The 13,274-nt window shown below is 40.3% G+C and carries 13 protein-coding genes; 8 read left to right on the forward strand and 5 right to left on the reverse strand.

Annotated features, from left to right (window positions below; all coding sequences use genetic code 11):
• Nucleotides 1-138 precede the first annotated feature (138 nt).
• Nucleotides 139-1,170, forward strand: coding sequence for a LacI family DNA-binding transcriptional regulator (locus tag EVU92_RS15030; RefSeq protein WP_130051887.1), 1,032 nt, complete (start codon nt 139-141; stop codon nt 1,168-1,170).
• A gap of 64 nt (nt 1,171-1,234) precedes the next feature.
• Here the strand turns inward: EVU92_RS15030 and EVU92_RS15035 are convergent, their stop codons facing one another.
• Together EVU92_RS15035 and EVU92_RS15040 are read right to left on the reverse strand one after the other, a co-directional pair.
• Nucleotides 1,235-3,490: an aminotransferase class V-fold PLP-dependent enzyme gene (locus EVU92_RS15035; RefSeq protein ID WP_130051888.1), complete on the reverse strand. Its 2,256-nt coding sequence runs from the start codon at nt 3,488-3,490 to the stop codon at nt 1,235-1,237.
• 118 nt (nt 3,491-3,608) lie between these two features.
• On the reverse strand, nt 3,609-4,676 hold the full coding sequence (locus tag EVU92_RS15040; protein ID WP_130051889.1) for an AI-2E family transporter: 1,068 nt from the start codon (nt 4,674-4,676) through the stop codon (nt 3,609-3,611).
• A gap of 366 nt (nt 4,677-5,042) precedes the next feature.
• Here EVU92_RS15040 and EVU92_RS15050 point away from each other — a divergent pair, with 366 nt between their 5' ends.
• The 5 genes from EVU92_RS15050 to EVU92_RS15070 are packed head-to-tail and all read left to right on the forward strand — an operon-like array spanning nt 5,043 to nt 8,578.
• Nucleotides 5,043-5,708, forward strand: coding sequence for a hypothetical protein (locus EVU92_RS15050; protein WP_130052308.1), 666 nt, complete (start codon nt 5,043-5,045; stop codon nt 5,706-5,708).
• A gap of 1 nt (nt 5,709) precedes the next feature.
• Nucleotides 5,710-7,170, forward strand: coding sequence for a M48 family metalloprotease (locus EVU92_RS15055; RefSeq protein ID WP_130051891.1), 1,461 nt, complete (start codon nt 5,710-5,712; stop codon nt 7,168-7,170).
• A 54-nt stretch (nt 7,171-7,224) separates the two neighbouring features.
• Entirely contained in the window at nt 7,225-7,572 is a 348-nt protein-coding gene (arsC, locus tag EVU92_RS15060) for an arsenate reductase (glutaredoxin) (protein WP_130051892.1), read from the forward strand.
• Nucleotides 7,572-8,126, forward strand: a complete 555-nt coding sequence (gene wrbA / locus EVU92_RS15065) for an NAD(P)H:quinone oxidoreductase (protein ID WP_130051893.1) — start codon at nt 7,572-7,574, stop codon at nt 8,124-8,126. Before arsC ends, wrbA begins: the two co-directional genes overlap by 1 nt.
• The gene (locus EVU92_RS15070; RefSeq protein WP_130051894.1) at nt 8,123-8,578 is read left to right on the forward strand and encodes a DUF2069 domain-containing protein; all 456 of its coding nucleotides are present in this window, start codon (nt 8,123-8,125) and stop codon (nt 8,576-8,578) included. Before wrbA ends, EVU92_RS15070 begins: the two co-directional genes overlap by 4 nt.
• 82 nt (nt 8,579-8,660) lie before the next feature.
• On the opposite strand, the gene EVU92_RS15075 is transcribed toward EVU92_RS15070, so the two are convergent.
• Together EVU92_RS15075 and EVU92_RS15080 are read right to left on the reverse strand one after the other, a co-directional pair.
• Nucleotides 8,661-9,998 (reverse strand): ankyrin repeat domain-containing protein, encoded by a 1,338-nt coding sequence (locus tag EVU92_RS15075; protein WP_130051895.1) that lies wholly within the window; start codon nt 9,996-9,998, stop codon nt 8,661-8,663.
• A 300-nt stretch (nt 9,999-10,298) separates the two neighbouring features.
• The gene (locus EVU92_RS15080; RefSeq protein ID WP_130051896.1) at nt 10,299-10,892 is read right to left on the reverse strand and encodes an ABC transporter substrate-binding protein; all 594 of its coding nucleotides are present in this window, start codon (nt 10,890-10,892) and stop codon (nt 10,299-10,301) included.
• Between the two features lie 265 nt (nt 10,893-11,157).
• Here EVU92_RS15080 and EVU92_RS15085 point away from each other — a divergent pair, with 265 nt between their 5' ends.
• Nucleotides 11,158-11,664, forward strand: coding sequence for an acyloxyacyl hydrolase (locus EVU92_RS15085; protein WP_130052309.1), 507 nt, complete (start codon nt 11,158-11,160; stop codon nt 11,662-11,664).
• Between the two features lie 39 nt (nt 11,665-11,703).
• Nucleotides 11,704-11,850: a DUF2897 family protein gene (locus tag EVU92_RS15090; protein ID WP_130051897.1), complete on the forward strand. Its 147-nt coding sequence runs from the start codon at nt 11,704-11,706 to the stop codon at nt 11,848-11,850.
• 33 nt (nt 11,851-11,883) lie between these two features.
• Here EVU92_RS15090 and EVU92_RS15095 read toward each other — a convergent pair whose 3' ends face one another.
• Nucleotides 11,884-13,251 carry a YjiH family protein gene (locus EVU92_RS15095; protein ID WP_130051898.1) on the reverse strand — a complete coding sequence of 456 codons (1,368 nt, stop codon included), beginning with the start codon at nt 13,249-13,251 and terminating at the stop codon, nt 11,884-11,886.
• Nucleotides 13,252-13,274: the final 23 nt, after the last annotated feature.

The raw sequence follows: 13,274 nt of genomic DNA on the forward strand, positions 1-13,274 counted from the left end.
TTACTGCTAATTTAGTAGAACATTAGATACACTAACTAACTTATATTAAATATTAATGTACCTATTAAGAAAAAGCGCTCTAGCGAACACTTTTCAATATTATTATAATACAAATATAACTAACTATAAAGTAACAGTATGAAAGTAACCATAAATGATGTAGCCAAGCTCGCTGGTGTTTCAATGAAAACAGTCTCGCGAGTGATCAATAAAGAGCCATCGGTCAGAAAAAAAACTTACGACATAGTGATGGACGCTGTTAACACGTTGAACTATCAACCAAACCTTGCAGCTCGTAACCTAGCAGGCACATCGTCTTTTACTGTTGGTTTAGTTTATGACAACCCGAATGCTTATTATGTCATCGACATGCAAAATGGCGTATTGTCGCGTTGTAAAGAAGAAGGCTATGAACTAGTCATTCACCCTTGTAACTACCTCGATGGCAACATGGAAGAAGACTTCAAAACCATGATAAAGCGCTCTCGTTTGGCTGGTTTAGTGTTAACACCACCCCTATCAGAACAAAGCAGTATCATCGATATGCTTGATGAAATGGGCATTCATTATGTGCGTGTACTCTCCGGTCGCCCTACAGAGGAAGACCAAGACACCTGTATTTATGTAAATGACTACGCGGCTGCATACGAAATTACTTCTCACTTACTCTCGCTTGGTCATAAAAACATTGGTTTTTTATGCGGCGATAAAGAACATAAATCTACGACTGAACGTTTAGCGGGTTATCAGGCTGCATTAAAAGATCACAGCATCTCATTGAAGGATGAGCTAATCTACGAAGGCCAGTACTCTTTTGAATCAGGTGTTGAAGGTGCAAAAGCATTGCTTGGTGAGAGTAACCCGAAAAGCATCACTGCCCTACTTGGCGGAAACGATGAAATGGCAGCTGGCGCGTTATTCGCCTCACGCTTAATGGGTATTGAAATTCCACAGCAGTTATCAATTACTGGGTTCGAAGATTCTCCATTCTCGCGTCAAACTTGGCCAAAGCTTACCACAGCCCATCAAGCAAATGATGTAATTTCACAGCATGCAGCACGCCTGTTGTTCAGAAAAACCCGTGGTGCACGGAATCAAGATAAAGACATTATCACGACCTTTACCCCATCATTAGTGGTACGTGAAAGTTCAGGCCCCATAACAGCCTAACTTAAACAGCTTACAAAAAAGCCGCTCAATAGCGGCTTTTTTAATGAACGACTTAAATTACCTTTTACAACAACGCTAAACCACCATCTAAGTTATATACCTTTTCAAAACCAAGTTGTGACAGGTTATTTGCTGCTTGCTTTGAGCGGTTACCGCTTCGACAAACCAAGATATAAGTATGCGTTTTATCTAATTGCTCTTCGACGATGGCATTTGCCATACGGCTCAATGGAATGTTGATCACTTTACTATTAGCAACGGAAAATAACTCTGAAAGGTTATTCGCGCCATGTTCATAAGGCTCACGAGTATCAATTATATAAGTAGCTTGAGAGTCAAGCATCGCTTTAGCATCCGCTGCAGTGAGCTGTTTCATAGGTGCGCTTTCAAGGGTTTCAACATAACCACATAAAGAATGACTTGCAGTATGCTTTTGTTCATCAGCTTGATGTTTTAACTCAATAAACTGCGTATCTGATATTTGGTCATTCAATAACTGTGCTAATAGCGGCGTGGTCTCTTTTTGCGCATGCCAATCCATAGCAAAACATTGTTGATAATCATGACCCGAACAAATCACCGTTGAATCTTGTATTGCTATAGCAAGCTGCTTTAATGACTGTGCCATTTGCGCAGCATCGCCGCCACTAATAGCCGTATTACCTAAACCACCCGGTAAGATTAAATCGCCACAGAAGCAATAGCTCACATTACCACTTTGAGTATCTGTTAATAAGTAGCTGGCACTATCTTTACTATGTCCCGGTGTCGCTAATTTAGTTAAGCGTACACCAGTTAATTCGATAGCCTGTGACTCTTTAGGCCAACCAAGTTCATCTATCTCGCTAGCAACATAACGCTCTGCTAGCTCTTTGGTTAACAAACAACGAGCCGATAAACGCTCTTGGTGGTTATGGGTATCTAAAATCGCTTTTACTGTTAGACCTTGTGTCGCAACAATTTTCGCCATACGTGGAATAAGCTCGATGATAGGATCAATCACCACTGCGTTTTTATCGCTATCAACATAAAGCCAGCAGCACGCAGCTTGATGGCGAAGTTGTGTTAAGCCAATCGCACAGACTTCGTGTTGAGGTGATGTACTATCAGACACAACAAGGCAGTTTGCTTCTAGAATCGGTTTTAAAGAACGAATTTTATCGCAAGCAAAGTCAATTTCTTGTTGATTTACAGCTGGGCCAAACGACATACGTATCGCGTTTTCACTTTGCCAATCACTGGCCCCCATCGCATCAAGTACAAAACTACGATTTGCGCCTGAGCTACATGCAGAACCGCCACTCACACGGATACCCGCAGCATCAAATAAATCCATCACTTCTTTACTCGTTAATTCATTAACTGCAAAGTTCAACGTTGTTGGCACTGAATGCTCAAAACTGTGGTTAAACGTGATGCTGCCAAAGGTGTCTGTTAGTGCTCCTAATAATTGCTCACGATAAGCATGTAGCTGCTCAATTGGTTTGAATGTTTGGTTTTGTTTATCAAGTAATAACGAGAACAGCTTATTTAAACCGGCAATACCTGGTAAGTTTTCGGTGCCTGATCGCATACCGCTTTCTTGGCCGCCACCAGCAATAAACGGTGTATATGCACTGCCTTCACGAATATAAAGTACGCCAATTCCTTTAGGGGCATACAATTTATGGCCTGAGAATGGGGCGTAATCAATGGTTGTTTGGCTTAGCGCTAAGTTGGTTTTGCCTAAGGCTTGTACGCAGTCTACCATCCAAGCAACATGGGTGTTTTCACTACGAATAACTTGCTCAATAGCGATTAAGTCTTGGAATACACCGGTTTCGTTATTGACCGCCATAGTACAAATCATCAGCGCATTAGCTGCATGTTTGCGAATAAATTCGTGATCTAAAATACCGTTTTTATCAACGGGAATAGCTAACACCTGTGCATTAATATCAAGCACGCTGTTCCAATGTTTTAGGGTATTTGGCACTGCTTTATGTTCTGTTGCCCCATAAAGTAATACCGGGTTCTCAATTGGGTGATTTTTCGCAGCAATAAGCGTTGAAACAACCGCCGTTTGAATACCTTCGGTTGCACCAGAGGTAAATAAAATATCGCCGTCGGTTGCGCCAATTACTTCACGCGCTTTGTTACGCGTTTGCTCTAATAAGTGCTTTGCTTGAATACCAGTAATATGAGAGCTTGATGGGTTACCAAAACATACTCGCATCGTATGCGAAACCACATCGGCAATTTCAGGAAGTACAGGAGTCGTTGCATTCGCATCTAAATAAATTTGCTGATTAGCATCGTCAGGAAGGTAAAAATTTGCCATGTAAAACGCACCATATTACTAAAAGATATATCTTATAACCTATTTTACATTTTTCACGGCTAAATTATAATAATCAATTAGTCAGTAAAGTGCGTTTTCTATACTTTTTAAGACTAAGCTAATTTTCGATTAGTTCAACCTGTTTTGAAGACCATGCATTAATAAGTGCTTTAACCAATGACGCAAGTGGTATCGCGAAAAATACGCCCCAAAACCCCCATAAGCCACCAAAAAACAGCACAGCCACTATGATAAACACAGGGTTTAAATCGACAGCTTCAGAGAACAGCAATGGCACTAAAACGTTGCCATCAAGTGCTTGGATCACGCCATAGATAATTAGAATGGTCCAAAATTGTGTTTCTAAGCCAAATTGGAATAACGCCACCGCTGCCACAGGAATAGTCACCAATGCTGCCCCTACAAATGGAATCAGAACTGATAAGCCAACCAACACACTTAATAAGGCTGCATAACGAAGATCAAGAACTGCAAAGGAGATGAAGGATGCAGTGCCCACAATTAAAATCTCGAATACCTTCCCGCGGATATAATTCATGATTTGCTGATTCATTTCTTGCCACACTTGAATGATCAAACGGCGCTGCTTTGGCAATAATCGCTCAGCACTTTGCGTCAGCTCTAATTTATCTTTAAGCATAAAGAACACTAAGAGCGGCACTAAAATCAGATAAATCAGCCAAGCTGCTACATCTTTAATAGAGGTTAACGATACGGATAACACCAACTGACCAAACTCAATGGCTTTAGTTTCAACACTGGTAACAATTGATTTAACCTGATCTTCAGTAATCAAACTTGGGTAATCTTCAGGAAGGTGTAAAAGCAGTGCTTTACCTTTCTCAATCATATATGGGGTTTCTTGAACTAGATTACTGGTTTGCTGCCAAAGCACAGGCCCCATGCCAACAATAATCATGATCATCAAGCCACTAAATACCAACATAACAAGAATCGTTGCAGTAAAGCGCTTTAAACCCAGCTTTTCTAAATGAGCAACGGGCCAATCTAGTAAATAGGCAATCACCAAGGCAACTAAAACAGGCACGATTAGCGAGCCAAAAAAGTAGAAAAATGCAAAGGTTGCAATAAGCAGTAACAACAAGGTTACTGAATGGGGATCTGAAAATTTATTTTCGTACCAGGCTTTTACATACTCAAACACGAATGGGCTCCACAGTTAGCACACCTAATTCTAGGTCAATTTTAAAATGGTAATGATGTTTTTCTAAAAATCGCTGCATATCGTCCGTTGCCTCTGCAGCATTAAATGTAAAAGTCACGGGTTGTTTAACTGATATTGCCTTATTCAACCCTAATTTAAACTGAATAAATTGTTGGGGGCACTTATAGTCCCTTAAATCAACCGTTAACATAGCGAATCAACTGCGTTATTAATATGAATAATAAGTATAAGATGTCAGCATCTTGCGGAAATAAGTCTTTATAATGAGAAACAACTCATTTTTTGCTTAAAACACGCAAAACAATAGTTTATCCTTAATCAATAACTGGTAGTAAAGGAAACATGATGCCTGGCTCGCATAATAAAGCGCAATTACCTGCGAATCCAACTCTTAAAGAGATAAATTGGTATAAAAAACAAATTAACTGGGGCGAGCTGCCGCCTTTTTATCATATGGTGGCATCATCAGTCAGCGAATCAGAAGGGATTTTAGACCACGGTTTTGATAATGCTGTTAAGCGATTAATTGACCCACGTAACTGGAACCTTGATTTATTAGGAGGCCATGTAACCGAAATGGGCGAAATTGTTTGCGAGCAAAAACCACGAATCGCATTACATCAAAGCTTTACAGATCGAGGCTTTGAATTATGGGCTTACCCTTATGCAAAAGATGTTACTGTAGATCAATTTATTAAAGACAACCGCTTTATGGAGTTTAAGGTGTGGGATCCGCACAGCATGAAAAACCTTATTCGCTTTAATCAGCTCCATAAGTTCATTGGTTTTTACTTTGAAAGAGGCGATAAAGCAGACAAAGCATTAATTCTTCATGCCCATAAAGTAGCTCATAAAATCATAACTTTTTTACAACGAGAATTGAACGTTGTTAAGCTAGATGGAGTCACAATAAAAGATTTCTATCAATTGTGCGAAAAAGACAGCCGAGCATGCAGCGACGAAATAGACATAGCAAAAGTCATGTTAGGTGAGCAAATCAACAAGGAATAAGATGCGACTAAAATTAGCCTTTATTACACTATGCAGTGCATTACTGACATTCTCGATACTGCATAGTGAGCCGTTGAAGGCACAAACTAACTTTAAGCTGCCCGATTTAGGGACCTCGGCTTTGCAAGCGTTGCCGATTGAAAAAGAGCAAGCAATCGGTGAAGTGATGATGATGCAAATTCGTGGTTCATCGCCTGTTGTGAATGACCCCGTTCTCGATGAATACCTCACTACTCTGGGCAGACGTTTGGTCGCAAACGCTAACGATGTACGTTTTCCATTTTCATTTTTCTGGCTAAACAATTCAGAAATCAATGCATTTGCATTCTATGGCGGCCATGTAGGTGTGCATACAGGCCTCATCGCACAAGCCGATAACGAAAGCCAATTTGCCTCAGTACTTGGACACGAGATAGCTCACGTCACACAACGCCACTTAGCGCGCCGTATTCAACAGCAACAAGACAACAGCGCATTAACTATCGCAGGCATGATTGCTGGTATTTTGGCTACAGTTGTTGCACCTGATGCCGGTATTGCGATTATTTCAGCGAACCAAACACAAGCGGCATTTAGTCAATTAACGCATAGCCGTGCTGCTGAGCAAGAAGCTGACCGTATTGGTATGCAAACCCTTAATAACGCAGGATTTGACCCCCGCCAATCAAGTGAGTTTTTAACTAAGCTTGCTGCACAAATTCGTTATAAGTATAAGCCGCCAGCATTTTTACTGACTCACCCATTACCAGAAAGTCGTGTATCTGATGTACGCTTACGTGCCGAGCAATACCCAAAAAGACACTATGCTGACAGCCTAGAATTCAATTTGGCTAAAAGCCGAGTGATTGCTCGTTATCAGCAAAAGTCAAAAGCAGCGGAAGATTTGTTTCGTAAATTAATGCGTGCAAATACTGTTCACAACGACACAGCTCTCAAATACGGTTTAGGTATTAGCCTGTTGGATCAGAAAAAGCTTGATGAAGCGGCCAACGTATTGAATCCATTGCTTGAGCAAGATCCAAAAAACTTATTTTATATCGATACCCATACAGACTTACTGATTGCTCAAGGTAAAGCTAACGAGGCTGTAGAATTTTTAGCTAAGTTAGATATCGATAGACCTAACAATCAGGTGATTGCCTTAAACTATGCAAATGCCGCTATTGAAGCAAAACAATTTGACCTTGCGGAGCGTATTCTAAAATCTTACTTGTTAGCAAAACCTGAGAACAATCTAGCCAAAGAGCTCATTGCTGATGTCTATAAAAAGCAAGAAAATATGGCTTCCTACCATGAAGCTCATGCCGATGTGCTCGCTCAATATGGCGCTTATTTAAAAGCAGCCGATGAAATTCAAAAAGCACTAAACTTTGTTGAGCCTGAAGAATTAGTAAAACAACAACGTTTAAAAGCCCTACTTACACAATACCGTCAATTACAAAAAGAGCTTGCGAGACTTTAAGTCTCGCGGCGCTTGCCCTAAAATAAGCCAAAATATTAAATGTGAGAACACACCATGTCTGTGACTATTTATCATAATCCACGTTGTTCAAAATCGCGTGAAACTCTTGCCCTATTAGAAAGCAATAATATTCAACCAAGTGTTGTTGAATACCTAAAAACACCGCTTAATGAGCAACAAATTGCGACTTTAATTAGTCAGCTAGGTTTTACTTCAGCGCGTGAATTAATGCGTACTAAAGAAGACATCTACAAAGAGCTTGAGCTTAAAAACGAACAAAATGAAGATAAGTTAATTGCTGCGATGGCTGCAAATCCAAAACTAATCGAGCGCCCAATTGTTGAAAATAAAGGCAAAGCTGCTCTAGGTCGTCCACCAGAAAACGTATTAAGCGTGCTTTAATGGCTATAAACATTGTTGTGCTATACCACTCAAGTCATGGCTCTGTAGAAGCTATGGCTCATGAGATAGCCGAGTCGATTGAGCAACAAGGTGCAACAGCCTTGTTGCGCACTTTTGTTAAGCGTCAGTCACACGATATTGTGATCAGCAAAGATGATCTTATTAATTGTGATGGCTTAGCCTTTGGCACTCCTACTCGATTTGGCATGATGGCCTCGCAAGCAAAGAGCTTTTGGGAAACCACCAGTGATCTATGGCTTAAAGGTCAGCTGATAGATAAACCCGCTTGCGTTTTTTCGTCATCAAGCAGCATGCACGGTGGTAATGAAGCAACCTTGTTAAATCTATCACTGCCACTATTACATCACGGTATGATGTTGCTAGGTGTGCCTTATGAAGTACCTGAATTACTAGCGACTGAAACTGGCGGTACGCCATATGGTGCGACTCATGTAGCCGGTAGCAATAACAGTAATGTGTTAAGTAAAGACGAAATTAAAATATGTCAAAGCGTTGGTAAGCGCCTGACACTAATTGCGAGTAAATTACAATGAGCTTGGAACCTGAGTTAAATCAGCCTGTTGCCAAAAAACCAATTACAAAACGATTCCAACGTTTCGCACTGATTGGTTATATCGGCTTATTAGTTTTAATGCCAGTTTGGTTGTTTTTAATTGCCCCAAGAGAAGGCCATAGTAATGCCTTTATCTTTGTTGTATATATCCTGCCTCTGCTGCTACCGCTAAAAGGTATCATTCAAGATAAGCCTTATACCTATGCATGGGCGAACTTTATTGTCATGTTCTATTTCATCCATGGTTTTACATTACTTTGGGTCGCGCAAGAACAGCTGATTTGGGTATTACTTGAATTAACCTTTGCGAGCCTAATGTTCATTGGCTGCACCTATTATGCACGCCATCGCGGACAAGAACTTGGCCTTAAGATACGTAAATTAAAAGAAGAGCTGGCTGAAGAAAAAGCGGCACATGAGCACGACAAATAAACACTTTTATTTAGAAAAATGAAACAAAAAACGGCAACCTAGGTTGCCGTTTTTTATGTCACTTTATATAGTTTTTATGTCTTCACACCAACTCAGCTAAGGTGGCTAGCGCGACAATACTTGCTAGACCCACTTGGCCAATTAAGCTAAACAACGAAAACAATCTTAAAATAAAAAGTCCCCAAGGATGGCGTATATGTGGGTAAAGCGCACATCGTTTCAAGCTTGTCGCAAAGAAAAAACATAAAATTGAAATTAGCGTAAAGCTAAGTGTTAGCTCACTTTTAATCGAAATACTGTCATCAAAAAAGAAGAACAGCTGCACAGGAAGTAACAAAGTTACAATCGCATGTAATAAATGTACCTTTTTAATGCGATCAAACTGCCCTTCAGGTGAAAGCTCTTTGATGCCAAAGTCATGCTCAAGGCACTTCACTAAGCTATCCGCTTTGATGCTTACTGCTAATCGGTAGCAACTTAAACCATCATTGTTACGAACTCTAAAGTCATAACCTGCTTTTAGAAGCAGCACAAGTAACGGTCCATTCTCGGCTAAAACTGCATAATGTAATGCCGTATTGCCTTTGTTGTCTTGGGATTTTTTATCTTGATACTCAAGCAAAGTCTCAACAACATTCACATAGCCTTTTTCGGTAGCCCACATAAAGGCTGTTTTACCGTTTGCGTCAGCTAATGCACCGGTTGCACCTTGCTCAATAAACCGCTTTGCCATTGTTTGTTTAGCATTTTCATGGCTTAAGTGAGCAAGTAAAGCTTGTTCAAGTAACGATGCAGAATCAACGTCAGGTGACACAAGCTTAAGCAACGTGAAATAATCTTCGCCATGGGCTACCTTTTCTGCTGCTAGCACAGTTAAAGGTTCAAGATCTGCAACAGACTCTGGAATAAAACCACTAAAGCGTTCTCTAAAGTCAACTTCAGTCCAGAGCTCCAGCACATCGTCCGCAGACATTTTCGCACCTTGATTAAGTACATGCTCTATCACAGTGAAATAGCGACGATTAAATAACTGGTGAATGAGTGTAATAGGTGTTTTAACTGCCGACTGTGCAAATGCGCTGGCGTATTTCTCTAAGCGCTGGCACAGCATTAACACAAGACTCTCAGGGGTGTAATCGTTTTCTAAAAAGTGCGATTTCATAGCATTAACATAATGCAACGCAGCTTCATCAAACTCAGAAATGTGTTGGAAATAACACTCTTCAAACGGTTCAAGAGGAGTCAACCAAGTGAGGTAGTAAATAGGCGGAAGAACCGTCGTACACACACCGTCATCTTCATTAGTAGAACGACATGCCGGCCAAGCTTCTAAAGCATCTAAAATATAGGCCCCGTTTTGCTCAGCTAATCCTTTGATCAGTAACGGGTATTCCTTTGGCCAAATCAGTACATTTTCCATTAAAAAAACACAACTCCGCTGCACATTATTCGATGTCTTATTAAGCACTCAGTTATAGCAAAATTTAACTGACAGTTTGCTTAATATTGCAACCAATAACACAGTATCTGAACAGATACTTTGGTAAACAAGAAAAGTAGCATGATTCTACCACAGAGGGTTACAGGTGCTAGCGCAAAGTAGGTGATTTTTAAAGAAAATAGAAAAGCAGCGGCACATGAACGGTGCTCACTGCTTGGTTGGAGACTGAAAGTAGCTAAAATGCTCGATGAGGTGAAGGTAATCGAGCTTTAAGCTAACTTACTTACTTGCTAATTCGCTTGTGACTTCGTCGATACCCACTTGACTGATGCGTTGCAATACTTCTTTTTGCTTCGCGCTTAACAGTGAAATGCCTTCAGCAACGATATCGTATACTTTCCACTGCTTATCTTTGCCTTGGCGTAATTTAAAGTGCAAATCGATGGCTGGCGCATTGTCATCAACAATTTGCGTTTTAACTGTTGCATAACCACCGTCGATGAGTTGTGATTGATCAAAAATAACTTTTTGGCCTGTGTATTTCATTAGTGCGCCGGCATAAGTTACTGTTAAGTAATGCTCAACCGCAGCAATAAAATCAACGGCTTGGTCACGGCGTAGGCCTTTAATGTGCTTACCTAAAAGCTTATACGATACAAACTTAATATCCATGTGCGGCAATAAGCGTTTTTCTACAATGCTTGCCATTGCTTCTGAACTTGCATCACCCTTCGCATTTACATTTGCGATATCAACAAATAAATCTGCTGTGACTGATTCTAATAGTTGCTTAGGCGAGCGGTCTTCACTGGCAAAAGCAGTTGCAGTAAAAAGCGCAGCTATAAGCAAAAATGAGTTAACTAGTTTGGTCATCGTATTCACCTCTCAACGAAAATTTTCGCTAATATACCGATATTAAATCCATAAAAAAAGAAACAATCCGACACCGTTTTAATGCCAATTAAGCACCAATCGATTTTTCCCATAGTTTTCAGTCAATTGCTAAAAGATATGAGAATGTGCACAGCTTCTGTGTTTTTACGCACATTGAAAAGCCCCTACCCTCACCCTTATCTACTTGCTCACAGTCATAATGAGAAGTACCGAGATGAAACTAAAGCACCCACTAAAAGCACTTATGTTAAGTGTAGCCGCCCTACTAGCAACACCGACTTATGCCGCTTCAAACCATGGCTATGCGGTTGATTACATCCAAGGTGAAGGTGATGTGAAAGGCTTAAAGCTGGCCTACCAGTACCATATACCCAATGAAAAGCTGCCTTTTCAACACGCCCGTTTGTACTTCGAGTCTAGTTTTAATATTTGGCAGTATGGCAAAGACAACAAACATCAAACTAATATCGTGTTAGCTATGTCTCCGGTGATCCAATACCCTGTATTTAATCTGAAAAACATGCCTGTTTATGTGGAGTTTGGGATTGGTGTTTCATTGTTAGATGACACCCATTTTGCAGGCAAAAACGTTAGTACTCACTATCAGTTCGAAGATAGATTGGGTTTAGTTGCAGACCTAGGTGACGACTCAACCTTAGCAGTTAGATATTTACATTACTCAAATGCAGGCTTCAAAAGCCCTAACCCTGGCCTTGATTTTATTTCACTGTCTTATGCAAAACGATTTTAAGTGCTACTATATCGCTGTGTATATCGGCAGGATTTAAAGATGGAAACTTGGCAAATTATAGCCATTGTTGTTGCCGTATTTGGTGTGGTAGTTGGTAACCTTATGTTGCTAAAACATGCAGCAAAAATGGACTTCAAAGTGCCTAAAAGCGATGATAATGAAGATAAAAAAAGCCCTGATGAATAATCAGGGCTTTTCTATTTAAGGTTTTAGCTAAGCTTATACTAACCAATGTGCCATTAAGACAATCACCGGTAATGTTACTAAGGTTCTTAAAATAAATATGAAGAACAATTCGATAATATTAACCGGGATTTTGCTACCTAAAAGCAGTGCACCTACTTCCGACATATAAATCAATTGCGTCACACTCATTGCAGCAATGATAAAGCGTGTGACATCACTTTCGATACTACCAGCCGCAAGAATCGACGGAATAAACATATCAGCAAAGCCAACCATAATTGTTTGTGCAGCAGCTTCAGCTTCTGGTACTTGTAATAGCTCTAAGAATGGAACAAAAGGTTTGCCCATATATTCAAAAATTGGCGTATATTCAGCAATAATCAAAGCAAATGTGCCCACAGCCATAACCACAGGTAATACAGCAAATACCATATCAAATGCGTTATGTAAGCCTTCTTTCACTGTACCAGCAAAACCCGGTGCAGTGCGTGCTTTAGCAAGTGCCACATCAAGTGAGTGAGAAACCAATGTTTTACCTTCAGGTACTGATTCTGCGTCTTTATCAGGCTCAGTTCCATCTACATAGAGGTCTTTTTTAAAGCGTAGCGGTGGTAAGCGAGGCACAATTAGCGCAGCTGCTAAACCCGCTAAACACACCGTTAAATAAAACGGTGCAAATAGGTGTTCAAGCTTTACTTGACCAATAACTACTAAACAAAAGGTAATTGATACAGCTGAGAAAGTGGTACCAATAATGGCAGCTTCACGTTGTGTATAATGTTTATCTTCATACTGACGAGCGGTCATCAAAATACCTACACTACCATCACCTAACCAAGATGCCACACAGTTAACTGCACTTCGACCAGGAACACCAAAAAGTGGGCGCATAACCTTAGTTAATAACGTACCCACTAGCTCTAGGAGACCGAAATTTAATAATAACGGTAATAATAACCCCGCTAGAACAAACACAGAAAACAATACGGGCAGCAAGTCGTTTAATACTAACGCACCAGTATTCCCTGAAATAATCATTTCAGGACCTTGCTTCGTGTAAGTCAGAATAATAAATATCATGCCCAGTAACCGAACACTCAGCCACAGCCAACTAACATCAAATAAGTGTTTAATGATAAAAAACTTAAGTAATGGCTGTGGTTTAAACAGCTTTATTATCAAAGATAAAACACCGGTGATACAAACGATACTGGTGATTAAACCCAATGCAAATGGGGCAATCCACTCTTGCACTGCTTTTGCCATAACAGCAATCGGAATAGTCATTGCTTCACCTATGGGTACCGGCGTCATAAACAAAAAGACACCTATAAGTGAAGGAACGAAAAAGGTAAACAAGGTTCGCAAGTCACTGCGATTTGCTGTGTTTAAGTTAGACATATTTTCAACCTGTAAAAACCACA

Source organism: Pseudoalteromonas sp. MEBiC 03485, from assembly GCF_004195145.1.
Taxonomy (GTDB): Bacteria; Pseudomonadota; Gammaproteobacteria; order Enterobacterales; family Alteromonadaceae; genus Pseudoalteromonas; species Pseudoalteromonas apostichopi.